This is a genomic window from Amycolatopsis nalaikhensis (assembly GCF_030264295.1).
In the GTDB taxonomy this organism is placed as follows: domain Bacteria; phylum Actinomycetota; class Actinomycetes; order Mycobacteriales; family Pseudonocardiaceae; genus Amycolatopsis; species Amycolatopsis nalaikhensis.
In genome coordinates, this window is sequence record NZ_CP127173.1 from 6410807 (window position 1) to 6435266 (window position 24460).

The window sequence follows — 24460 nt, forward strand, 5'->3', positions numbered from 1 at the left end:
TCTCAGGATGCCCCGGGCACACTTCCAGCCAAACGGAAGTGTTCGCGCGGTCCACTGGGGACATGCGATCCGCACTCCTGGTCACCATGTGCGCCGGCATGTTCCTGGTGCAGCTGGACGTCACGGTCGTGAACGTGGCCCTGCCCGCGATCGGCGCGGGCCTGCACGCCGGGCTCGCCGCGCAGCAGTGGGTGGTCGACGGCTATTCCGTGGTCCTGGCGGCGTTCCTGCTCACCGGCGGCGCACTCGGCGACGTCTTCGGGCACCGCCGGGTCGTCCTCGCGGGCTTCGGGCTCTTCGGCGCGGCGTCGGCGGTGTGCGGGCTGGCCTCGTCCGCACCATGGCTGGTCGCCGCCCGCGCCGGACAGGGGCTGGGCGCGGCGTTGCTGCTGCCGGGCACGCTCGCGGTGATCACGAACGCCTACCCGCGGCCCGCCGAACGGGCCCGGGCCCTCGGGATCTGGGCCGGGGTGTCGGCACTGGCGCTGTCGGCGGGCCCGGTCCTGGGCGGCGCGGTGGTCTCGGCGGCGGGCTGGCGGCCAGTGTTTTGGCTGAACGTCCCGGTGGTCGTGGCGGCCGCCGTCGCGACCCGGTGGCTCGTGCCCGGCGGTGACCGGGTCCGCGGGCGGCGGGTCGACGTCGCCGGGGTCGCCACGGCCGTGCCCGCCCTCGGCGCCGGCGTCTACGCGGTCATCGGCGGCAGCGTCGTGGCCGGGGTGGTCGCGATCGCGTTGCTGGCGGCGTTTCTGGTGGTGGAGCGGCGGTCGCCGGACCCGATGCTGCCGCTGGACGTCGCCCGGCGGACGGCGAGCCCGAACTTCGTGGCGGCGTCGATGAACTTCGTCGGGATCGGCGCGATCCTGGTGCTGACGCTGTACTTGCAGGGCGTGCGGCACGCGTCGGCGCTGGCGGCGGGACTCGCCGTGCTGCCGTTGTTCGGGCCGCTGTCGGTACTGGCACCGGTGGCGGGCCGGTTGACCGGCCGCTTCGGGCCGCGGCCGCTGATGGCGGCCGGGCTCGCGCTCGGCGCCCTAGGGATGCTGAACCTGGTGCTGCTCAACGGAAACAGCGGGTACGCGGCGTTGCTGCCGACGTTGCTGGGACTCGGCGTCGGGATGGGCCTGCTGACGACGGCCGTGGTGACGGCGGCCGTGGGCGGGATCCCGCCGGAGCGGGCGGGCGTGGCGAGCGGGATCAACAACACGGCGCGCCAGGCCGGGGGAGCGCTGGGCGTGGCGGTGCTGGGTGCGCTCGTGGGCGAGCCGGGCGGCGGGTTCTTGGCGGGCCTGCACGAAGTGGGCTGGGTGGCGGGCGCGTTGTGGCTGGTGGCGCTCGGCGTGACCCTGATGGCGGTGCGAACGTCTTGAATGACTCATTCAGGGCTTGGGAGGTCCTGAATGAGTCATTCGAGACGCGTCAGCCCGCTAGCTCCCCGAGCAACGCCTCGATGTCCGCGCGCTGGCCCTCGGCCTCGTCGGGCAGCCGGGACAGGGCCGCCGTCAACACTTCCCGCGCGTCCGCGTCCTTGCCCAGGTCGCGCAACAGGCGTCCACAAAGGACATCCGCGGCGACGGCCGGGCCGTCGGCCCCCATCTCCCGCAACGCCTCGGCCGCCGCCTTCGCGCGCGGCAACGCCTCCGCCGGACGCTCCAGGTTCGCCAGCAGCCGCGCACCGTCGTAGTCCGTCAACGCCTTCTCCCAGGCGAACTCCGGCCCCTCGCCGGTGACCGCGTCGGCCGTCGCCATGGCCTCCTCGGCCCGCTCGGGCGAAGCCGCCCACAGCCACGACAACGCCGCCCGCCGCCGGTTGCGCAGCTCATCCGCGGGCAGCCCGACCGCGTGGAACCGGTCCGCCGCCGAAGAGAACCCGGCCGCCGCCTCGGCGTCGCGGTCGAGGCCGTCGAGGGCCTCCGCGCGGGTCTGGGCCGCCTGGCCCGCCGCGGCTTCGTTGCCCGCTTCCGCGAACAGCTCCGTCACCGCCGCGAGCAGCTCCACCGCCTGCTCCGGCCGGTCCAGCGCGCGGTACGCCTGCGCCAGCAGGTACCGCCCGCGCGCCAGCTTGTGCGTGGCCCCGATCCGCTCCAGCACGGCTTCCGCGTCCTCGACGGCTTCGGCCGCCTCTTCCGGGCGGTCCAGGTCCAGGTACGCGGCCGCGAGGTCGACTCGGGTCAGCGCGGCGTCGGCGGCGGAGCCGAGTGCGTCGAACCCGTCGACCGCGGCGCGGAACGCGGCCGCGGCGTCCTCGAGCCGGCCCAGGCTCGCGGCCAGGTGCGCGCGCAGCTGGTGCAGCCCGGCCCAGCCGTCCAGATCGGTGGCCGGGTCGATCGTGGCCGCCTCGGCGAGCGCGCCTTCCTGGTCACCGAGCCCGGCGCGGAACCGGACGCCCAGCACCCGCGCGCTCGCCGCCCGCTCCGGCGACCCGGCCTCCGCGTACCGCGCCGCCGCTTCCGCCGTCAGCTCGATCGCCCCGGGCAGGTCGTGCTGGTTCGCCAGCACCAGCGCCCGGCGTTGCAGCCACATGCCCGTCAGCTCGGGGGTGGCCCGTGCGGGGTCACCGGCCCGCGCCAAGACCTCGGCGGTGGCGTCGAGGTCCTGGCGGGCGAAGTGGAGGACCGCCAGCCGCAGCAGGGCGCGGGCGTGGTCGGCGGGGGTGCCGATCGCCGCGAGCCGCGCCGCCGACGCTTCGAGCTCCTCGATCGCGTCCGGGCGGTCCGAACCCAGCGCCGAGAACAGGATCTCCTTGCCCCGCGCGGCTTCCGCCTCGACGGCGTCCCCGGCTTCGGCGAACAGCTCGGCCACCCGCGCGAACCCGCGGCTCGCCGCTTCCAGATCGGTGTTCACCACGGCGTCCACCCGCGCGGCCTCCCGCCGGGCCAGCAGCGCGCCCGACGGCTCGGGGCACAGCTCGTCGAACCGGGCCCAGACCCCGTCCGCCGACCGGCCCAGCCGGGACTCGCGCTCGGCCAGGTCGGCCAGCTCCGCCGGGGACTCCGGGAGGGACACGGCGGGCGCCGGCACCGGGACGGGCGCCGGGGTCCCGGCCAGCGGCAGGTGCTCGACCAGCGGTTCGGCGGCCAGCAGCGCGCGGATCCGGGCACCCTGCTCGGCCGTGCCGTTGCGCGCGTCGAACCGGGCGGCCACGGCCAGCGCGCGCTCGCTCAGCTCGTCCCGCAGCGCGGCCACCGTGGTCGCGCCGACCGGGGCGGCGCCGTGCCCGCTCTCGGCCACCAGCCGCAAGGTCAACGCGGCCGCGGCGGCGAACTCCTGCTCCGCGTACGGCGTCGGCGGCGCCTCCAGCCAGCCGAGGTGCCGCTCGACGAGGTCGAGGCCGCGGGCGTGGTTCCCGGTCAGCGCGCAGAACGCGACGTGGGTGGCGACGGCCTGCAGCTGCGCCGGGTCGTGCCGCATCGCCCGGTACGCGCGGCGGTGCGCCTTGGCGGCGTCCTCGTACCGTCCGATGTGGACGTACGGGAGGAGCAGGTCGGTCAGGATGTGCTGCGGCTGCTCGACGCAGGTGAATTCGCCGCCCAGCACGGGCTCGGCGACCTGGACCGCGTCGGCGTGCCGGCCCAGCCAGCTCAGGTGCGCGACCTTGTCGCCCGGCTCGCAGCCGACGCAGTCGGACATCTCGCCGCGGGGCGCGGCCGACCACAGCCGGTACTGCTCGGCGGCGGTTTCGCGGTCACCGACGTGCCGGGCGAGCATCGCGCGGTACTGGTGCACCGGGTTCATCGAATACCCCGCCGCGCGGTAGCGGCGTTCCATGTCGTCGAGCACCGCCCGGGTCCGCTCGAGCGGCATCTCCGGGAAGCAGGTCATCGACGAGACCATGAACTTGAAGAACCAGTGCAGGTTGTGGTTCCAGTGCGGGTCGGCCTCGCCGCGGTCGTGCACCGCGAGGCACCAGGCGAACGGCACGAACGCCTTCGCGGGCTCGCCGCCCTGCTGGTAGGCGCGGGTGAGGAAGATCCGGGCGGCGTACCGCAGCTCGGGCGCGCCGAGGGCGTCGACGTCCCGGAGCACGGTCTCCAGTGCGGCGATCCGGGCGCGGCCGTGCGGCAGCCGCTCGGTGGCCCACAGCCGGTCCCACAGCTCCTGCGCTTCGGCGGCCGGCGCGGTCATCGGGTCTCCTCTTCGGGGACGGCCTGCTCCAGCAGGCCGAGGAACGAACGGTTCAGCAGTGCGGCGTCGGCCGGCCGGATCGGGTGCCTGCCGAACAGCAGCGCCTGGCCGTAGAGCGACTCGACGGCCAGCCCGAGCAGCGTGTCGTCCTCGAGCCGGCTGATCCGCCGCACCAGCGGGTTGCGGTGGTTGAGCACCAGCTGCGGCCGGTCGTCGGCCGGCTTTTCGAACGCCGAGAGCACGCCCGCCCACAGCTCGTCGACCTGGTCCTTGGTGGCCTTCAGCTCGCCGGCGAACGCGGCGGCCCGGTCCAGCAGGTACAGCACCGGCAGGCTCGACGGCTGGAACTCCCGCAGCACCACCTCGCAGCCCAGCCGGTCGAGGTGGCGTTGCGCGGCCGCGACGAACGGCCGGGTGGCCAGCGCGGTGGCGCTGTCGAGCTCGGCGAACGCCGTGGTGAGGTCGCTCGGGTCGAGCCGGGTCACGGTCAGGTCCGGTTCGAGCGCCCGCATCCGCTCGGCCAGCTCGCTGTCGTAGGTGTAGCCGCCGTTGATCACGGCGATGTCCTGCGCGGCCGCCACCCCGGCCAGCTGCTGGAACTCGTCGGTGGTGGCGCAGTAGCGCAGCAGCCCGTAGCGGCCGCGGAACTCGGCCATGGTCATCCGGCCGACGTTGGTCTCCACCGGCCACCACTGATCGACCAGCCGCAGCATCTCGTCGTCGTGCAGGGCGAGGGCCTTGACGCCGAGGTGGTGGATGCCGAGGAAGCGGTTCAGCCGGTCGGGCGCGGTCCGCGCCAGCCCGGTGAGCCAGCCGCGCAGCTGATCGCCGAGCGCCTCGCGCGTGGCGTCCAGCTGGCCGTCGTCGTAAAGCGCTTCCCGGCCCGCCGTCGGCCGCAGCTCGCCCGCGTCGACGACGCAGCGGGCGAAGAACGCCCAGTCCGGCAGCAGCCCCGGCGCGTTCTCCGCGAGCAGCATCCGCTTGAGGTAGACGCGGTGGCCGCCGTGCTCGGCCGGGCTGGCCGGGAACGGCAGCACGTAGGCCACGCCGGTCAGCCCGGCGGCGGGCACGTCCAGCTCGACGACGTCGAACGGCGTGAAGCCGAGGGTGTCCTGGGCGTAGCCGACGAGGTCGGCCTGCCGCTGCCCCGGCGCGCGGTCGTCGCGCGCCCACGGCACCGGGGTGGTGACCGGGCGGCCGTCGACGGTGATCCCGAACGGCAGCATCGAGCCGTAGAGCGTCGCCAGCTCGGCGACGGTGGCGGGCGCGAACCACTCCTCGGCGCCGGGCCGCGCGTGGAGGGTGACCGTCGTGCCCGCGGTGTCCCGTTCGCCGGGTTCGATGGCGTAGGTGCCGTCGGAGCGGCCCGTCCACGCGACGGCCGGGCCGCCGCCCGCGGAGCGCGTCACGACGCGCACCTCGTCGGCGACGAGGAACGCCGACAGCAGCCCGATCCCGAACTGGCCGAGGAACTCGTGCCGCTGGAAGCCCAGTTCGTCCCGCTTGGAGCTCCGGCCGATCGTCGCGAGCAGCTCGTGCACCTGGGCCTCGGTGAGGCCGATCCCGGTGTCGGTCACGCGCAGGACCCCGTCGCCCACCTCGAGCGCGATCTCCGCGGGCGCGCCGGGGTCGCCGGCGCGGCGTGCGGTCACCGCGTCGACGGCGTTCTGCATCAGCTCCCGCACGTACACGCGCGGGCTCGAATAGAGGTGGCGGCTGAGCAGGTCGACGACCCCGCGAAGATCCACCTGGAAAGTGCGGCTCACCGTGAATGTTCCCCCGTGGTTTCCCGGCCGCGAAGGACTTCTACGGCGCTGAGGCATGCTAATGGGTGATCGCCGCGGCGGTCTCCTTCGTTTCCGCCCGCCCTCGTGACAACCCGGTTGCGCGGGCCCGTTAATCTGGAGGGCAACACGGCGTCGATCCGGCATCACCGGGGAGCCTCCGGAAGAACCGAGCGTCACCGCTCTCAGTAGAACCGGACGGGTGCGGCCCGTGACAGCCGTCGAACGAAGTGGCCCGTGCGAACGGGCAAGCGGGGTGGTACCGCGGAACGCCGGAAGGTGTCTCGTCCCCGTGTGGGTGACCGGTGCGGGAGCCGGTCGTCCGTACGCGAGCGACGAACCGAGGAGCACCCGGATGTACCCCCAGGCCCAGCTTGACGACGGCGCAGGAGTCCCTTCGCAGCCGTCCTTCCCCGCGCTGGAGAAGCAGGTCCTCGCCTACTGGGAGACGGACCGGACGTTCCAGGCCACCATCGACGCGCGCCCGGCCGGCGAACACGGCGACAACGAGTACGTCTTCTACGACGGACCGCCGTTCGCCAACGGCCTGCCGCACTACGGCCACCTGCTCACCGGGTACGTCAAGGACCTGGTGCCGCGCTACCAGACGATGAAGGGCCGCAAGGTCGAGCGCCGCTTCGGCTGGGACACCCACGGCCTGCCCGCCGAACTCGAGGCCATGCGCCAGCTCGGGATCACCGAGAAGGCCGAGATCGAAGAGATGGGCATCGCGAAGTTCAACGAGGCTTCGCGCGAGTCCGTGCTGCGCTACACGAACGAGTGGCGCGACTACGTCACCCGCCAGGCCCGCTGGGTCGACTTCGACAACGACTACAAGACCCTCGACGTCACGTACATGGAGTCCGTGCTCTGGGCGTTCAAGCGCCTGTGGGACAAGGGACTCGTCTACGAGGGCTACCGCGTCCTGCCCTACTGCTGGCGCGACGAGACGCCGCTGTCCAACCACGAGCTGCGGATGGACGACGACGTCTACGCCACCCGCCAGGACCCGGCCGTCACGGTCGGGTTCCGGCTCAAGGGCAACGGCTCCGACCTCGACGGCACCTACCTGCTGATCTGGACGACGACGCCGTGGACGCTGCCGTCCAACATGGCGACCGCGGTGCACCCCGAGGTCGCCTACGTCGTGGTCGAGAGCGAGAACTTCCCCGGCAAGCGGTTCCTGCTCGCCGAAGCGCGCGTCGCCGCGTACGCGCGTGAGCTCGGCGAAGAGCCGACGGTCGTCGCGCACTACACGGGTGCGGAGCTGCTCGGAACCCGCTACGCGCCGCCGTTCCCGTACTTCCTGGGCGCCGACAACGCGCACCGCGTGCTGGCCGCCGACTACGTCACCACCGAAGACGGCACCGGCGTCGTGCACATCGCGCCCGCCTACGGTGAAGAGGACAAGGTCGTCACCGACGCCGCCGGGATCGCCCCGGTGACGCCGGTCGACGCGCAGGGCAAGTTCGACGCGACCGTGCCGGACTACGCGGGCCAGCAGGTGTTCGACGCCAACCCGAACATCATCCGCGACCTCAAGAACGGCACGGGATCCGCGGCCCAGCAGGGCGCTTTGCTGCTGCGGCACGAGACCTACGACCACCCGTACCCGCACTGCTGGCGTTGCCGCAACCCGCTGATCTACCGCGCGGTGTCGTCGTGGTTCGTCGCGGTGACGCAGTTCAAGGACCGGATGGTCGAGCTGAACCAGCAGATCACCTGGTACCCGGAGAACGTCAAGGACGGCCAGTTCGGCAAGTGGCTGGAGAACGCGCGCGACTGGTCGGTCTCGCGCAACCGCTACTGGGGCACGCCGATCCCGGTGTGGCAGTCGGACGACCCGGCCTACCCGCGCACCGACGTCTACGGCTCGCTCGACGAGCTGGAGGCGGACTTCGGCGTGCGGCTGGACAACCTGCACCGGCCCTACATCGACGAGCTGACCCGGCCGAACCCGGACGACCCGACCGGCAAGTCGACCATGCGCCGCGTCCCGGACGTCCTCGACGTCTGGTTCGACTCCGGCTCGATGCCCTACGCCCAGGTGCACTACCCGTTCGAGAACGCTGACTGGTTCGAGCACCACTACCCGAGCGACTTCATCGTCGAGTACATCGGGCAGACCCGCGGCTGGTTCTACCTGCTGCACGTGCTCGCGACGGCGCTGTTCGACCGGCCGGCGTTCCGCACCTGCGTCTCGCACGGCATCGTGCTGGGCTCGGACGGCCAGAAGATGTCCAAGTCGCTGCGCAACTACCCGGACGTCAACGAGGTCTTCGAGCGCGACGGCTCCGACGCCATGCGCTGGTACCTGATGGCGAGCCCGATCCTGCGCGGCGGCAACCTGGTCGTCACCGACAAGGGCATCCGCGACGCCGTCCGCCAGGCCGTGCTGCCGCTGTGGAACTCGTACTACTTCCTCGCGCTGTACGCGAACGCCGAAGGCGTCGAGGGCAAGTGGCGCACGGATTCCCCGAACGTGCTCGACCGCTACGTCCTGGCCAAGACGCACGAGCTGGTCACCGACGTCGAGTACGCGATGGACAGCTACGACGTCGCGGGCGCGTGCCAGACCGTGCGGGACTTCCTCGAGGTCCTGACGAACTGGTACGTCCGCCGCTCGCGCGACCGCTTCTGGGCGGGCGACCAGGACGCGATCGACACGCTGCACACGGTGCTCGAGGTGACGTCGCGGGTCGCGGCGCCGCTGTTGCCGCTGACCACCGAGGTGGTCTGGCGCGGCCTCACCGGCGGCCGCTCGGTGCACCTGACCGACTGGCCGAACGCGAACGACCTGCCCGCGGACGCGGCGCTGGTCACCGCGATGGACCGGGTCCGGCAGGTGGCGTCGTCGGCGCTGTCGCTGCGGAAGGCGAACAAGCTGCGCGTGCGGCTGCCGCTGTCGTCGCTGGTCGTCGCGGCCGAGGACGCTTCTTCGCTGGCGCCGTTCGCCGACATCCTGCGTGACGAGGTGAACGTCAAGGCGGTCGAGCTGACCACCGACGTCGCCGCGCACGGCGGGTTCGAGGTCGCGGTCAACGCCCGCGCCGCCGGGCCGCGGCTGGGCAAGGACGTCCAGACGGTGATCAAGGCGGTCAAGGCGGGCGACTGGTCGTTCCAGGGCGGCGTCGTCGTCGCGGCCGGGATCACGCTGCGGGACGGCGAGTTCGAGCGGCGGCTGGTCGCCAAGGGCGGCGGCGCGGCGGCCGAGCTGCCCGGCGGGTCCGGCCTGGTGCTGATCGACACCGAGGTGACGCCGGAGCTGGCGGCCGAGGGCCTGGTCCGCGACCTGGTCCGGGTGGTGCAGCAGGCCCGCCGCGAGGCCGGGCTGGACGTCGCCGACCGGATCGCGCTGACCGTCGACGCGCCCGCCGACGTCGTCGAGGCGGCGCGGCGGCACCAGGAGTTCCTGGCCTCGGAGACGCTGGCGACGTCGGTGTCCTACGAGTCGGCGGGCGAGGGCTTCGCCGGCACGGTCGGCGACGGCACCAAGGTGACGGTCTCGGTCGAGAAGGCCTGACAACCGTCGTGAGTGGCGATTAGGGTTCTAACCCGAATCGCCACTCACGACGGTGGCGTGCATGGGGGAGGGGTACGCGGAAATGAGTCCTGCCAAGAGACGGGGCATCCTGATCGGCGGCGCGCTGCTGGTCGTCGTGGTCGTGGTGGCGGCGTTCTTCGTGCTGAACGGCGGGGGAGCGGCACCGACGGCGGAGGCCGGGGCCACGAGCGTCGAAAGCCCGGGTGCCCTCGACCCGCATTCGGCGATCACCGAGTACCTGCAGGACTTTTCGGAGAACAACCCCGACGCGGCGGGCAAGCTGACCGACGACAACGCGGCCGCCGCGGTGACGTTGCGGGACGCCCGGAACACGCTGAACCCGTCGGCGGTGACCGCGAAGCTCACGGTGCTGCAGCCGACCGCGGCCGGGGCGAAGCAGACGGGCGGGACGTTCAGCCTCTCCTGGACGCTGAAGCCGGGCAAGGTCTGGACCTACGACGTGCCCTTCCAGCTGGCGCTGAGCGGGAACCGGTGGCTGGTGCACTGGGCGCCGTCGCTGCTGCACCCGAAGCTGGAGGCCGGGCAGCGGCTGGTGGTCAGCACGGCGGTCCAGGACAGCACGGCGGTGGCCGACCGCGACGGCAAGCCGCTACTCATCAGCGGAGCCTCCGGTGTGCGCCCGGTCGACGGCGACCCGGCACCGCTGCTGCGCTCGGCGCTCACCGGCCAGGTCACGGCCGCGACGGGCGGCGGGTTCGCGGTCGACCGCGTCGACTCGAGCGGCAAGAGCGTCGAGACGCTGTTCGGGAAGGCGTCGGCCGAAGGGGCGAAGCCGCTGGTGTCGAGCCTGAGCCTGGCCGCGCAGAACGCCGCGCAGGCCGCGGTCGACGGCTACCGGGGGTCGGCGATGCTCGTCGCGGTCGACACGGGGTCGGGCGACCTGCTGGCCGTCGCCCAGAACGCGGCCGCGGGGAACACGCCGAAGGCCCTCAACGGGCTGTACGAGCCGGGTTCGTCGTTCAAGATCGCGACGTCGGTGGCCGCGGTCCAGCAGAGCGGGCTGAACGCGGGTTCGCCGGTCGACTGCCCCGGCGTCGCGACGATCGGGACCAGGACCGTCCGCAACGAGGGCTTCGAGCTGGGCGCGACCACCTTGCAGACGGCGTTCGCGCGGTCCTGCAACACGACGTTCGGGCAGCTCGCGCTCGGCCTGCCCGCGGACGGGCTGAAGAAGGCCGCCGACGAGCTGGGCCTCAATGCCGACTACGAGATCCCGGGCATCAACACCGAGCTGGGCAAGGTCGAGCCCGCCGCGAGCAAGGACGAGCAGGTCGAGGACGGGTTCGGCCAGGGCCGGATCCAGGCGAGCTGCCTCGGCGGCGCGGTGATGGCCGCGACGGTGGCGTCCGGCAAGGCCGTCACGCCGCGGTTGTGGCACGACCTGGAGACGCAGGTGGTCAAGGGCTACTCACCGCCGCCGGGAGCGGTGCTCGCCGAGGTGCGGAAGATGATGCGCGCGGTGGTGACCAGCGGCACGGGCCGCGCGGCGGCGGGCGCGGGCACGGTGTTCGGCAAGACGGGTACGGCCCAGTTCGGCGACGGCTCCGACGCGACCGGCTGGTTCGTCGGGTACCGGGGGAACGTGGCGTTCTCCGTGGTCCTGGAGGACTCGAACGACTCGGGCCCGGCGGTCCAGCTGGCGGCGAAGTTCCTCCAAAGCCTCTGACGCCGCGGCCGCGGCCCGAGCTTTCACGTGAAAGCTCGGCCCCCAGGTCGGAGCTTTCACGTGAAAGCTCCGCGTCGCTTCGGCCGCGGGCGAAGTCTCCGGGCCGTAGCGTGGGGGCATGGAGACGATCGCGCTGGCCGAGGTGGCCGCGGTGCTCGCGGACCCGAGCCGCGCCACCATGTGCCTCGCCCTGCTGGACGGGCGGGCCTGGACCGTCGGTGAGCTCGCGAAAGCGGCCGGGATCGCGCTCTCCACCGCGAGCGAGCACGTCACCCGGCTTACCGACGCCGGGTTCGTCGCCCGCGTCAAGCAGGGCCGCGCCAGCTACGTCCGGATCGCCGACCCGCGCGTCGCCGAGCTGATCGAGCACCTGGCCCAGCACGCCGAGCACCGGCCGGTCACGGGGCTGAAGTCGTCGCTGCGGGTGCGGCGGCTCGGGTTCGCGCGGACCTGCTACGACCACCTCGCCGGCGTGCTCGGTGTCGCCGTCCGGGACGGCATGCTCGCGACCGGCCTGCTCGACACCGCCGACGGACTGGCGCTCACCGGCCGCGGCCGCGCGGTGCTGGCCGAGCTCGGCGTGCCGGTCGCGGCCGGGCGGCGGCCGCTGCTGCGCGACTGTCTGGATTGGACGGAGCGCCGCGACCACCTCGCCGGCGCCGTGCCCGCGGCGCTGCTGGAGCGCGCCGTCGAGGCGGGGTGGGTCGATCGCGACGGGCACCGCGCGGTCAAGGTCCGTCCGACGGCGGCGAAGCCGTTCGCAGCGCTCGGTGTCGATCTCGACGCGCTGGGTGTCGGTTCCGCGTCTTAACACATCCGGTATCCGGTTCGGCGCAGCGGTACACGAACGAGTTAATCCCCCTGCCTCATTATTCTGAGTGCCCACGGCACTCGGAGGGAGGCGGCATGGACCAGCTCCCCGTGCTGCTCGGCATCGGCGGCGTCGTGCTGCTCGCCTCCGTGCTCGCCGTGCGCGTGTCGATCCGGCTCGGCCTGCCGTCGCTGCTGCTCTACCTCGCGATCGGCGTGCTGCTGGGCGAAGCCGGCTTCGGTATCCGCTTCGACAGCCCCGAGCTGACGCAGTCGCTCGGCCTCGCCGCGCTCGTGATGATCCTCGCCGAAGGTGGCCTGACGACGCGGTGGTCGTCGGTGAAACCCGCGCTGGGCGCCGGAATCGCACTGTCCACAGTGGCCGTCGTGGTGAGTGTCGCGGTCACCGGCGCGGCCCTGCACTGGCTGCTGGGCCTCGACTGGCGGTTCGCGTTGCTGTGGGGCGCGGTGCTCGCGTCGACCGACGCGGCCGCGGTGTTCTCGGTGCTGCGCTCGGCGGGCATCGGTAAACGGCTCACGGGCGCGCTCGAACTCGAGTCGGGAATCAACGACGCGCCGGCGTACATCGCCGTCGTGGTGCTCGCCGAAGGCGCCACTGTGGACTGGACACTGCCACTGCTGGTCGTCTACGAGCTCGCGACGGGCCTGGCGATCGGCCTGGGCTTCGGCTGGCTCGGCGGGCTCGCGCTGCGCCGGGCCGCGCTGCCGGCGACCGGGCTCTACCCGCTGGCCACGGTCGCGGTGTGCGTCGTGGCCTACTCGTCGGGGCAGCTGCTGCACGCGTCCGGGCTGCTCGCGACGTACGTCGCCGCGCTCGTGCTCGGCAACTCGCGGCTGCCGCACCGGTCGGACACGCTCTCGTTCGCCGAGGGGCTGGGCTGGCTGGCGCAGATCGGGCTGTTCGTGCTGCTCGGCCTGTTCGCCTCACCGGGCAGGCTGCTCGAAGCGGTGGTGCCGGGGCTGGTCGCGGGCGCCGTCGTGCTGCTGCTGGCCCGGCCGATCTCGGTGGTGCTGGCGATGCTGCCGTTCCGGCTGCCGTGGCGGGAACAGGCGTTCCTGTCGTGGGCCGGACTGCGCGGTGCGGTGCCGATCGTGCTCGCGATGATCCCGCTGTCGCAGGGCCTGCCGGGCGCGCAACGGCTGGTCGACGCGGTGTTCGTGCTGGTCATCGTGCTGACGCTGCTGCAGGGCGCGACGCTCGGGCCGCTCGGCCGGTGGCTCGGGCTGGCCCGGAAGTCCGAGGCGCACGAGATCGAGGTCGACGCCGCCCCGCTGGACGAGCTGGGGGCCGAGCTGCTGCAGGTCCGCATCCAGCCCGGGTCGAAGCTGCACGGCGTGTACCTGTCGGAGCTGCGGCTGCCGGTGGGCGCGACGGTCAGCCTGGTCGTGCGCGAAGGCGCGGGCTTCACGCCGCAGAAGACGAGCCGGCTGCAGGAGCACGACCAGCTGCTGGTGGTCACGACGGCCGCCGTCCGCGACGCCGTCGAGCGCCGTCTCCGCGCGGTGGACCGGGCCGGGCGCCTGGCCCGCTGGAAGGGCGAGTCCGGCCGCTAGCGACGCGAATCTCCGGCACGAATTTCGGTGGTGATCTTCCCTGTGATCCACCCTTTGGCCTAACGTGCGCTCGATCAGGTTAGTTCGAATGGGTGAAAAGAGTACGCACGGTGACGAAACTGCTTGTCCGCGGAGCGGGTCTGACCGCCGCGATCACGTCGGCCGTCGGGCTGCTCACCGCCCCGGCCGCGACGGCCGAAGCGGCTCCGCTCCCGGCGCTGGCGCTGCCGTTCGAGGCGGGTCAGCAGGTCTACTCGGCGGGCATCCACTCCGACGACGGCAGCACCGGCGTGCGGAACGCGATCGACTTCAGCCCGGCCGACCGCACGGTGCGGGCGCCGCTGGCGGGCACGGTGCACCTGCAGCACTGCGCGGGCGGCGACTGGGTGACGATCGACCACGCGGGCGGCTGGCGCACGGGGTACTACCACCTGGAGGGCATCAAGGTCACCGACGGTGAGCAGGTCGAGGCGGGCGCGGTCCTCGGTTCGACGGGCAACGCGCTCCCGTGCGGCGGCAGCAGCACGGGAGCCCACGTGCACTTCACGCTCTGGACCCTCCCGGACGCGACGGCGGGCGACTGGGACGGCATGGCGATCGGCCAGGTCTCGACCACGGTGGCGGCGGCGCTGGGCGAGCCGGTGGACGGAAAGACGTTGGGCGGCTGGCGGTTCGCGGCGGGAGCCGAGCAGTACACGGGCACGGCGACGCACGTGACCGACAACGCGGTGACGCAGCTGCCGGGCCACTTCCGCGCGAAGCTCTGAGCCGGGCGGGGCGCGGCCCGGTGGGCTGAAGGGGACGTTCGTCTCGTCTGATGCGGTGAAGGGCCCATTCCTCGCACCGCATGCCAGGAAAGGGCCCTTCAGCCCACGTCGGCCGGTGGGCGGCCTGTGAGCGGTGTCTCAGAATGTGAGCCGGGGGTTGGCCGCCGGAGACGTTCTCGGTTACCTTCGGTGCCAGGTCATGAGTGCCAGCGCGAAGCCCCGGCTTGCTGGCCGGCAACCCTCCTACCGCGGTGGGGTGCCCCGGGTGAAGACCGGGCCGGTCGCGCCGTGCGACGGGCAAGCGCGGGCCCCTCGCCGGGGTCCCCCGGATTGCCGAGGAGGCACCCCGATGACTCTCGCCATCGATCGTACCGTGGCTGTTGCTGGTGAAACCGTTGCCGCGCAAGGCATTCCCGCCGCCGCGCATCTCGCTGCAACCGTTGCCCCGCAAGCCATCCCCGCCGTCGCCGGAGCCGCCCTCCGCGTTCCCCTCGTCACCGGCGGCACCATCGGCTACGCCAATCTCGACCACGCCGCCAGCGCCCCCTGCCTGGAAGCCGTCCGCACCGCCGTCGACGAGTTCCTTCCCTGGTACGCCAGCGTGCACCGCGGCGCGGGCTTCGCGTCGCAGGTCTCCACCCGCCTCTACGAACGCACCCGCGACACCCTCCGCCGCTTCGTCGGCGCGCGGCGGACCGACACCGTCGTCTTCACCCGCAACACCACCGATTCCTTCAACCTGCTCGCCCGCAGCCTGCCGCGGCACACCTCCGTCGTGGTGTTCGACACTGAGCATCACGCCGCCCTGCTTCCGTGGCAGGGCCCGAACGTCCGGCGGATCCCGACCCCGCGCACCCGCCTCGCCGCGGTGTCCGCTGTGGACGAAGCGCTCGCCGGATGCCCGCAGGGGCCGCGGCTCGTCGTCGTCACCGGAGCGTCCAATGTGACCGGTGAACTCCTCCCCGTCGCCGAAATCGCCGCGGTGGCGCGGAAGCACGGCGCCCGCGTCGCGCTCGACGCGGCCCAGCTCGCCCCGCACCGCCGGATCTCGATCAAGGACCTCGACGTCGACTACGTCGCCCTGTCCGGGCACAAGCTCTACGCGCCCTTCGGCGCCGGGGCCCTGATCGGCCGCGCCGACTGGCTGCGCGCCGCCCGGCCGTACCTCGCCGGCGGTGGCGCGACCAAGCTCGTCACCGAAGACGCCGTCGTCTGGAACACGGGGCCCGAGCGCCACGAAGCCGGTTCGCCCAACACCGTCGGCGTCTACGCCCTCGGCGTCGCGTGCGAGACCCTCGCCGCCGGCTGGGACGCGGTCGAAGCGCACGAACAGGCCCTGCTCACCCGGCTGCGCAAGGGCCTCGAAGGCATCCCGGGCTGCGCGGAGCTGCGGCTGTTCGACGCGCCGGTCGACCGCGTCGGCACGGTCAGCTTCGTCGTCGACGGCTTCGACCCCGGCTGGCTCGCCGCCGTGCTCTCCGCCGAATACGGCATCGGCGTGCGCGACGGCGCCTTCTGCGCCCACGTCGCGGCCAAGCGGCTCATCGGCGTCGCCGGCGGCGAGGGACAGCAGGCCGTCCGGGTCAGCCTCGGCCTCGGCAGCACCGAAGAGCACGTCGACCGCGTCGTGCTGGCCCTGCGCCAGATCGTCGCCCGCGGGGCCCGCTGGGAGTACGCGAAGGCCGACGGCCGGTGGGCGCCGGTCGCGGACCCGCGGGAGCTGCCGCCCTTCTGCTGAGCGCTAGCCTGGGCCGATGGGGAGAGGGCCGCGTTTCTGGTTTCCGCTGGCACTGCTGGGGTTCGCGCAGCTCGGCACGGCGTCGGTGCGGCTGATGTCGACCCGCGGCCCGGCTCGGCGGCTCTGGGACTTCGGGGACTACAGCCCGAACTACGCCAGGCTGGAATTCCGCGCCTCGGACGACTTCCACGTCTTCGACCCGGCGCTGCCCTCCGAGCTCATGTGGCTCGTCGCGCTCGGCGTCGCGATCCTGGGCACGGCCGTCTGGTACGGCGTGACCCGGCGGCCCGCCCGGATCGGCTGGTACGTCCTCGGCACGGTCGGCGCGCTGCTCGCCGTCCCGCTGCTCGACCTCGTCGGGTCCTGGCAGTTCCGCATCGGCGACGGCTTGCGCGGTCCGCTGCTGGCCACGATCGGCCTGGTGGCGCTCGCCGCGTACGAACGCAGCGTGTTCGTCCTGCTGACCGCGGTCGCGTTCGCCGTGGTCGCCGTCGTGCTCTCGGCCGACCTCGTGGGCGTGCTGCTGTCGGCGGCCGTGCTGCTCGCCGCGGCCTTCGCCGCCCTGCTGCGGCACCGCCCGGACACCGCCGCCGACACGCACTGACCAGCGCCGTGGACAATGGACCGGTGAGCACCGAGCCCAGCCACTCCGAACCCGACGCCGCCGCCCCCGAAGAGAGGGCGCCCGACCCCGCCGCGGACGCGCCGGAAAGCCCGGAGGTCCCGGCGAAGCCGCTGCTGCCGAAGCGGCGGGTCGGCTGGGTGTTCGCCGTCGCGATCGTGTTCTGGGCAATCGACCTGGTGACGAAGAACCTGGTCACCGCCAACCTGGAGGGCAAGGAGCCGGTCAAGATCCTCGGCGGGCTGATCTACCTGCAGGTGATCCGCAACCCGGGTGCCGCGTTCTCGATGGCCACCGGCATGACGTGGGTGCTCGCGCTGGTCGCGCTGGCCGTCGTCATCGCGATCATCTGGCTGTCGCGGCGGCTGCGCTCGATCGGCTGGGCCATCGGCCTCGGCCTGGTGCTCGCCGGCGCCACCGGCAACCTCACCGACCGCATCTTCCGCGCGCCCGGCGGCCTGCAGGGCCACGTCGTCGACTTCATCTCGGCTTTCGCCCCCAACGGCAAGGGCTTCGCGATCTTCAACATCGCCGACTCGGCGATCTGCGTCGGCGGCGCGCTCATCGTGCTGCTCTCGCTGCTCGGCAAGGACTACGACGGCACGTCGACCAAGGACAAGAAGAAGGCCGTCGAGCAGGAGGAACAGGCGTGAGCTCGCGGATGCTCCCGGTGCCCGACGGGCTGGACGGGATGCGGGTCGACGCCGGCCTCGCCAAGTTGCTCGGGCTGTCCCGCACGGTCGTCGCCGAGCTCGCCGAGTCCGGCGACGTGCTGCTCGACGGCCGCCCCGCGGGCAAGTCCGACCGGCTCTCCGGCGGTGGTCTGCTGGAAATCACGCTTCCGGAACCGGCGAACCCGGTCGAGGTCGTCGCGCAGCCGGTCGAAGGCATGCAGATCCTGCACGACGACGACGACATCGTCGTGATCTCCAAGCCGGTCGGCGTCGCCGTGCACCCGAGCCCGGGCTGGACCGGCCCGACCGTGGTCGGCGGCCTCGCCGCGGCGGGCCTGCGCATCGCGACGTCGGGCGCGGCCGAGCGCCAGGGCGTCGTGCACCGGCTCGACGCGGGCACCACCGGCGTGATGGTGGTGGCCAAGAGCGAGCACGCGTACACGGTGCTCAAGCGCGCGTTCAAGGAACGCACGGTCGACAAGGGCTACCACGCGATCGTCCAGGGCCACCCGGACCCGACGCGCGGCACCATCGACGCGCCGATCGACCGCCACCCGCGCCACGACTACAAGTTCGCGGTGGTCCAGGGCGGGCGGCCGAGCGTCACGCACTACGAGGTCGTCGAGGCCTTCCGCGCGGCGTCGCTGGCGCACATCAAGCTCGAAACCGGGCGCACGCACCAGATCCGCGTCCACTTCTCGGCCCTGCGGCACCCCTGCGTCGGCGACCTGACCTACGGCGCGGACCCGGTGCTGGCCCGCCACCTCGGGCTGAGCCGCCAGTGGCTGCACGCGAAGACGCTGGCCTTCGCGCACCCGGCCGACGGCCGGTGGGTCGAGTTCGAGTCGGAGTACCCGGACGACCTCGCGAAGGCCTTGGAAATCCTCCGCGACGAGAGCTACTAGTCCTCGATCGACCAGGTCAGCGTGCGCTCGTCCGGCTCCGGCCGCGGGCTCCAGCGCACCGACACCACGCGGGTCGCGTCCGGCAGGACGTACACCGTGTGGCCGCCGAGCGTCTCGCCCGGCTTGACGCCGATCTTGTGCGGCGGCCGCGACGTCAGCGACACCGGGGCCTTGCCGATCGCCGTGCCGTCGGCGCCGATCAGCTCGAGGTAGTTGTCCGGCAGCGACGCGAACGGGATCGCCCCGCGGTTGGTGATCTCGGTGTGCACGACGACCGCGCGCTCGCCGTCTTCGAGCCGGTATCCGGCCGCGCTGAACAGGTAGTCCGCCGGGTCCTGGACCTCCAGGAGCTGCACGGTCAGCTGCTCGCCCTCCAGGCCCTGGGTCTCCATGACCTCGCCGAGCTTGCCCTGCTTGCCCGGGGTGGTCCCGGCGGCGGGCCGGGCGGGTTCGTCGCCGCGGGCCCACGACGCCGTCTGCGGCACGCCCCACGTGCTCACCGCCGGGTCGAGCGGCACCGGCGGCGGCGTGAACTGCTGCTGGGGCGGGCGCGGCGGCTGCGGCGGGCGGGGCGGCGGGCCCGGGTACCGCCCGGACGGCGTGCCCTGCACGTTGTACGGCCCCGAAGGCGCGCCTTGCACGGCGTACGGGCCGGACGGCGCGCCTTGGACGTTGTACGGCCCCGAGGGCGCGCCCTGGACGTTGTACGGGCCGGAAGGGGCGCCCTGGACGTTGTACGGCCCGGACGGCACGCCCTGGGGAGCCGACGGCGGGCCCGGCGGCATCGGCTGCTGCTGCGGGACCGGTTGCGACGGCGGGGCCTGCGGCGGCCGGTTCGCCCACGACGGCGGCACGCCGGCGATCGCCGCCCGCAGCCCCTGCGGGTCGCTCTCGACGCCGACGAGCAGCGGCAGCCCGCTGCCGGAGAGCGCGACCAGCCGGTAGGCGACCTCGCGGGGGTCCATGCCGACCTTGGCCGCGAGCTCGTGCACCGCGGCCTTGCCGAGGTCGGCGAGCGCGGCGAGCAGGCGGGCATCCACGGGATCGGTCACGGCCACCCGCAGCACGCTACCGGTTCGCCGCCGCGGTCGTGCCGAAGGCCGTCCGCCCCCGGCGAAATGCGCGCCGGTCTTGTCGGTGGTCTCCGTTAGGGTCGGCCGGGAGCACACCATCGAAGCTGGGGGTCCTGCCCATGACCGCGGTCACCGAACTCGCCGGCGAGTTCGTCGAAGCGCTGTTCGCCGCCGATCCGCTGACGCCCGCCCTGCTGGGCGTCCGCCCGGCGGAGCCCGGCCTGCCCGACCAATCGGCCGAAGCCGAGCAGGCGTTCCGCGCCCGGCTCGTCGAGCTGCTCGAGCGGGCCCGCGCGCTGGACACCGGTGACCTGTCCGCCGAAGACCGCGTCACCCGCGAAGTCCTGATCACCTCGGCCGAGGTCCGCATCGCGTCGATCGACTCGCGGATGACCGAGTTCACGGTCACCGACATCATGGTCGCGCCCGCGGCGTCGCTGCTCATGGCGCTGCCGATGACGACGGTGGCCGACGAGGAGACCGCGGAGGCGCAGCTCGGGCGGCTGGCCGCGATCCCGGAGTACCTGCGGCAGGCCGCGCGGCGGCACGCCGAGGGCATCGCGGCCGGGCTCGTCCCGGTGGCGCACCTGGTCGACGCCGCGGTCGCGCACCTCGACCGCTACCTGGCCGAGCCGGCCGCCGACCCGCTGCGCCGCCAGCCGGCGCCGAGCGAGGAGTTCGAACGACGGCGCGACGAGCTGCTGGCCGACGTCGTCCGCCCGGCCTTCGCCGAGTACCGCGAGTTCCTCGCCACCGAGGTGAAGCCGCACGGGCGGCCCGCCGACCGGCCGGGCCTGTCGTGGCTGCCCGGCGGCGAAGAGGCGTACGCGCGGCTCGCGCGCGTCCACACGACCACGGAGTTCACCCCCGCCGAACTGCACCAGACCGGCCTCGACGTCATCGAGTCGCTCGCCGCCGAGTACCGCGAGCTGGGGCAGAAGGTGTTCGGCACCGACGACCTCGCGGAGATCTTCGAGCGCCTGCGCACCGACCCGGCCCTGCGCTGGACCACCGGCGACGAGCTGCTGGACACTGCGCGCACGGCCGTCGCCAGGGCCACCGCCGAAGCCCCGAAGTGGTTCCACCGCATCCCGCCGCAGGAGTGCGCGGTCGAGGCGGTGCCGGCCGAGGTCGCGCCCGGCGCGCCCGCGGCGTACTACCTGCGGCCCGCCGCCGACGGCTCCCGCCCGGGCATCTACTTCGCGAACACCCACGAGGCCACCGAGCGGTTCCGGCACACGGCCGAGTCGACCGCGTTCCATGAAGCCGTGCCGGGGCACCACTTCCAGCTGAGCACCGCGCAGGGCCTCACCGACCTGCCGCTGCTGCGCCGCATCGGCAACTTCACCGCCTACACCGAGGGCTGGGGGCTCTACAGCGAGCGCCTCGCCGACGAGATGGGCCTCTACTCCGACGACGTCGCGCGGCTCGGGATGCTCACCGGCGACTCGATGCGGGCCGCCCGGCTGGTCGTCGACACCGGGCTGCACGCGTTCGGCTGGAGCCGCCAGCAGGCCGTCGACTACCTGCTCGAGCACACGCCGGAGGCGCGCGTCGAGGTCGAGTCCGAGATCGACCGCTACATCGCGTGGCCGGGCCAGGCGCTGGCGTACATGGTGGGGCGGCTGGAGATCCAGCGGATCCGCACCCGCGCCGAGCAGCGCCTCGGCTCCCGGTTCGACCTGCGCGCGTTCCACGACGTCGTGCTGGCCGGCGGCGCGCTGCCGCTGTCGGTGCTCGCCTCCGTCGTCGACGAGTGGGTGGCCGGGCACGGCGACACGGTCGGCGGCCTGGCGGACGAGCTCGTCGAGCTGACGTTCGAGCAGGACCCGCTGGGGCCGTCGCTGCTGGGCCTGCCCGGGGACCACGACCGGCTCGCCGACCAGTCGCGGGAAGCGCAGGAGCGGTTCCTCGCCGCCTACCGCGGGCTGGCCGCCCGCGCCCGTGCGTTGCCCACGGACGACCTGACCCCCGAGGAGACGGTGACCCGCGAGGTCGTCATCGCCTCCGCCGAGGTGGAGGCCGATCGGCTGGCCGCGCGGTCGGCCGACATCGCGGTCAGCGACGGGCTCACTTCGCCCGCGCTGATGCTGCTCCTGGCCCTGCCGTACTACCAGCTGGACGACGAGAAGAAGGCCCGCGGCTACCTCGCCCGGCTCACCGCGATCGAGCCGTACCTCGAGACGCTGACCGTGCGCCAGCGGGAAAGCCTGGCCGACGGCCTGGTGCCGCCCGCCTACCTCGCCCGCGTCGGCGTCGAGTACATCGACCGCTACCTGGCCGCCCCGGAAGACCCGCTGAAGGTCGCGGCCACGGTGGACGTCGAGGGGTTCGAAGCCGAACGGGACCGCCTGCTCGCCGACGTCGTCCACCCGGCTTATGCGCGCTACCGCGAATTCCTGCGCACCGAGGTGGAACCGGTCGGCCGGCCCGACACCGCGCCCGGGATCAGCCACGTGCCGGGCGGCGCCGAGCGGTACGCGGCGCTGATCCGCGCGGAGACGACGACCGAGCGCACGGCGCAGGAACTGCACGAAACCGGCCTCGCGATCATCGAAAACCTGGCGGCGGAGTACCGCGAGCTGGGGCAGAAGGTGTTCGGCACCACCGATCTCGCGGAGATCTTCGAGCGGCTGCGCACCGACCCGGCGCTGCGCTGGCGGGACGGCGAGGAGCTGCTGTCGGCGGCCCGCGACGTCGTCGCGCGGGCGGAAGCCGTTGCCCCGCAGTGGTTCTCGCGCATCCCGGCGGAGAAGTGCCAGGTGGCCCCGGTGCCGGAGGCCGACGCCGCGAGCGGCACGATCGCGTACTACCTCCAGCCGTCGCTCGACGGTTCGCGGCCGGGCACGTACTACGCGAACACGTACGAGGCGGACAAGCGGCCGCGGTTCACCAGCGAGGCGATCGCGTTCCACGAAGCCGTGCCGGGGCACCACTTCCAGCTCAGCCTGGCGCAGGAGCTGCGTGATCTCCCGCTGCTGCGGCGGATCGGCATGTTCAACGCCTACGCCGAGGGCTGGGGGCTGTACGCCGAGCGGCTCGCCGACGAGATGGGGCTGTACTCCGACGACCTCGCGCGCCTGGGCATGCTGACGCAGGACTCGATGCGGGCCGGGCGGCTGGTCGTCGACACCGGCCTGCACGCGCTGGGGTGGAGCCGTCAGCGGGCGATCGACTTCCTCGTCGAGCACACGCCGATGGCGCGGCTGGAGATCGAAGCGGAGATCGACCGCTACGTCGGCTGGCCGGGGCAGGCGCTGGGCTACATGGTCGGGCGGCTGGAGATCCAGCGGCTGCGGGCCGAGGCCGAGCGGGCGCTCGGCGACCGGTTCGACATCCGCGGATTCCACGAAGTCGTGCTGGGCCACGGCATGCTGCCGCTGTCCGCGCTGGCGAAGGTCGTCGACGACTGGGTGGCGGGCCAGGCCGACACGCCCGACCGCCTCGCCGACGAGTGCCTGGAGCTGATGTTCGAGGCCCAGCCGCTGTACCGGTCGCTGTACGGGCTGCCGGGTGAGCACGACCGGCTCGCCGACCAGAGCGCCGAGGCCATCGCCCGGCACCGCGCGGGGCTGGCCGCGATCATCGGCCGCGCGGAGGCGCTCGACGCGTCGGCGTTGACGGCGGCCGAGCGCGTCACGCGCGACGTCGTGATCTGGCAGGCGCGCACGCTGATCGACGTGCTCGACTCCGGCCGGGCCGACATCGCGGTGAGCGACGGGCTGGCGGCGCCGGCCCTGGAACTGCTGATGCTGCTGCCGCAGACGATCATCGACGACGAGGCCAAGGCCCGCGGCTACCTGAGCAGGCTCGCCGCCGTCGGAACGTACCTCGACCAGCTGATCGAGCGGCAGCGGGCGGCGCTGGCCCAGGGCCTCACGCCGCCGGAGTTCCTGGCGCGCATCGGCGTCGGGTACGTCGAGCGGTACCTGGCCGACCCGGAGAACGACCCGCTGAAGGTGCCGTTGCACGGGCTCGAGGAGGAGCGCGACCGGCTGCTGGCGGAGGTCGTGTACCCGGCGTACGCGCGGTACCGCGACTTCCTGGCTTCGGAGGTGGTCCCGGTGTCGCGGCCGGAGACGTCGCCGGGCATCGGCGACCTGCCGGGCGGGCCGGAGCGGTACGCGGCGTTGATCCGCGCCGAGACGACGACCGAGCGCACGGCGCAGGACCTGCACGACACGGGGCTGGCGATCATCGAGCGGCTGGCGGGGGAGTACCGCGAGCTGGGCGCGAAGGTGTTCGGCACGACCGATCTCGCGGAGATCTTCGAGCGGATCCGCACGGACCCGGCGTTGCGCTGGCGCGACGGCGAGGAGCTGCTGGAGGCCGCCCGCACGACGATCGCCCGCGCGGAAGCCGTTGCGCCGCAATGGTTCTCCCGGGTACCGGAGCAGCGGTGCGAGGTGGCCCCGGTCCCCGCGGCGGAGGCGGAGAGCGGCTCGATCGCGTACTACATCGACGCGTCCCTCGACGGCTCACGGCCGGGCACGTACTACGCGAACACGCACGAGGCCGACCAGCGCCAGCGGACGCTCGGCGAAGCGGTGGCGTTCCACGAAGCGGTGCCGGGTCACCACTTCCAGCTGACGTTGGCACAGCAGCTGACCGGTGTTCCGCTGCTGCGCCGGATCGGCATGTTCACCGCGTACGCGGAGGGCTGGGGCCTGTACGCGGAGCGCCTCGCGGACGAGATGGGGCTGTACTCGGACGACGTGTCCCGGTTCGGGTTGCTGACCCAGGACTCGATGCGCGCGGCCCGCCTGGTGGTGGACACGGGCATGCACGCGCTGGGCTGGAGCCGAAGCCGCGCGGTGGAGTTCCTGCGCGACAACACGCCGATGGCCCAGATCGAGATCGAGGCGGAGATCGACCGCTACGCGGGCCACCCGGCCCAGGCGCTGAGTTACATGGTGGGCAGGCTGGAGATCGAGCGGCTGCGCTCGGAGGCGGAGAGGGCGCTGGGCGACCGGTTCGACATCCGCGAGTTCCACGACACGGTGCTGGGCAGCGGAACGTTGCCGCTCCCGGTACTGGCGGACGTGGTGTCGGCGTGGGTGGAGTCCCGGCTGGCGGGGGAGTGACGGTGGCTCGGCTCGACCTCGCCCGTGCTGCGGCGTCGGGCGGCGTCGCGGCGCGATCCAACCAGGAAAGGGAGC

At 73.1% G+C, this 24460-nt stretch carries 14 protein-coding genes and 1 riboswitch; of the genes, 11 read left to right on the top strand and 3 right to left on the bottom strand.

What is annotated here, in order from left to right:
• Positions 1 to 62 precede the first annotated feature (62 nt).
• A complete protein-coding gene (locus QP939_RS31435; RefSeq protein ID WP_285449810.1) occupies positions 63 to 1367 on the top strand; it encodes an MFS transporter in 1305 nt (434 codons plus the stop codon).
• A gap of 49 nt (positions 1368 to 1416) precedes the next feature.
• Here the strand turns inward: QP939_RS31435 and QP939_RS31440 are convergent, their stop codons facing one another.
• Entirely contained in the window at positions 1417 to 4122 is a 2706-nt protein-coding gene (locus QP939_RS31440; RefSeq protein WP_285449811.1) for a hypothetical protein, read from the bottom strand.
• Entirely contained in the window at positions 4119 to 5888 is a 1770-nt protein-coding gene (locus QP939_RS31445) for an HSP90 family protein (RefSeq protein ID WP_285449812.1), read from the bottom strand. Before QP939_RS31445 ends, QP939_RS31440 begins: the two co-directional genes overlap by 4 nt.
• A 373-nt stretch (positions 5889 to 6261) precedes the next feature.
• On the opposite strand from QP939_RS31445, the gene ileS reads away from it, so the two are divergent.
• From ileS to QP939_RS31490, 9 genes are all read left to right on the top strand, one after another.
• Positions 6262 to 9429 carry an isoleucine--tRNA ligase gene (gene ileS, locus QP939_RS31450; RefSeq protein ID WP_285449813.1) on the top strand — a complete coding sequence of 1056 codons (3168 nt, stop codon included), beginning with the start codon at positions 6262 to 6264 and terminating at the stop codon, positions 9427 to 9429.
• Between the two features lie 82 nt (positions 9430 to 9511).
• Entirely contained in the window at positions 9512 to 11137 is a 1626-nt protein-coding gene (locus tag QP939_RS31455; protein WP_285449814.1) for a penicillin-binding transpeptidase domain-containing protein, read from the top strand.
• Between the two features lie 118 nt (positions 11138 to 11255).
• Positions 11256 to 11948, top strand: a complete 693-nt coding sequence (locus tag QP939_RS31460; RefSeq protein WP_285449815.1) for an ArsR/SmtB family transcription factor — start codon at positions 11256 to 11258, stop codon at positions 11946 to 11948.
• A gap of 95 nt (positions 11949 to 12043) precedes the next feature.
• Positions 12044 to 13522, top strand: a complete 1479-nt coding sequence (locus tag QP939_RS31465; RefSeq protein ID WP_285449816.1) for a potassium/proton antiporter — start codon at positions 12044 to 12046, stop codon at positions 13520 to 13522.
• A 110-nt stretch (positions 13523 to 13632) separates the two neighbouring features.
• Positions 13633 to 14289, top strand: a complete 657-nt coding sequence (locus tag QP939_RS31470; protein WP_285449817.1) for a M23 family metallopeptidase — start codon at positions 13633 to 13635, stop codon at positions 14287 to 14289.
• Positions 14290 to 14484: 195 nt separating this feature from the next.
• Positions 14485 to 14599, top strand: a riboswitch (SAM riboswitch).
• A 39-nt stretch (positions 14600 to 14638) separates the two neighbouring features.
• Positions 14639 to 16027, top strand: coding sequence for an aminotransferase class V-fold PLP-dependent enzyme (locus tag QP939_RS31475; RefSeq protein WP_285449818.1), 1389 nt, complete (start codon positions 14639 to 14641; stop codon positions 16025 to 16027).
• 16 nt (positions 16028 to 16043) lie between these two features.
• A complete protein-coding gene (locus QP939_RS31480; protein WP_285449819.1) occupies positions 16044 to 16631 on the top strand; it encodes a hypothetical protein in 588 nt (195 codons plus the stop codon).
• A 23-nt stretch (positions 16632 to 16654) separates the two neighbouring features.
• Positions 16655 to 17302, top strand: coding sequence for a signal peptidase II (lspA, locus tag QP939_RS31485; protein ID WP_434219589.1), 648 nt, complete (start codon positions 16655 to 16657; stop codon positions 17300 to 17302).
• Positions 17299 to 18228 carry an RluA family pseudouridine synthase gene (locus tag QP939_RS31490; protein WP_285449820.1) on the top strand — a complete coding sequence of 310 codons (930 nt, stop codon included), beginning with the start codon at positions 17299 to 17301 and terminating at the stop codon, positions 18226 to 18228. Before lspA ends, QP939_RS31490 begins: the two co-directional genes overlap by 4 nt.
• Here the strand turns inward: QP939_RS31490 and QP939_RS31495 are convergent.
• The gene (locus tag QP939_RS31495; RefSeq protein ID WP_285449821.1) at positions 18225 to 19286 is read right to left on the bottom strand and encodes an AsnC family protein; all 1062 of its coding nucleotides are present in this window, start codon (positions 19284 to 19286) and stop codon (positions 18225 to 18227) included. The two genes, QP939_RS31490 and QP939_RS31495, sit on opposite strands and share 4 nt — an antisense overlap.
• Before the next feature lie 134 nt (positions 19287 to 19420).
• Here QP939_RS31495 and QP939_RS31500 point away from each other — a divergent pair, with 134 nt between their 5' ends.
• Positions 19421 to 24385: a DUF885 domain-containing protein gene (locus tag QP939_RS31500; RefSeq protein ID WP_285449822.1), complete on the top strand. Its 4965-nt coding sequence runs from the start codon at positions 19421 to 19423 to the stop codon at positions 24383 to 24385.
• Positions 24386 to 24460 lie beyond the last annotated feature (75 nt).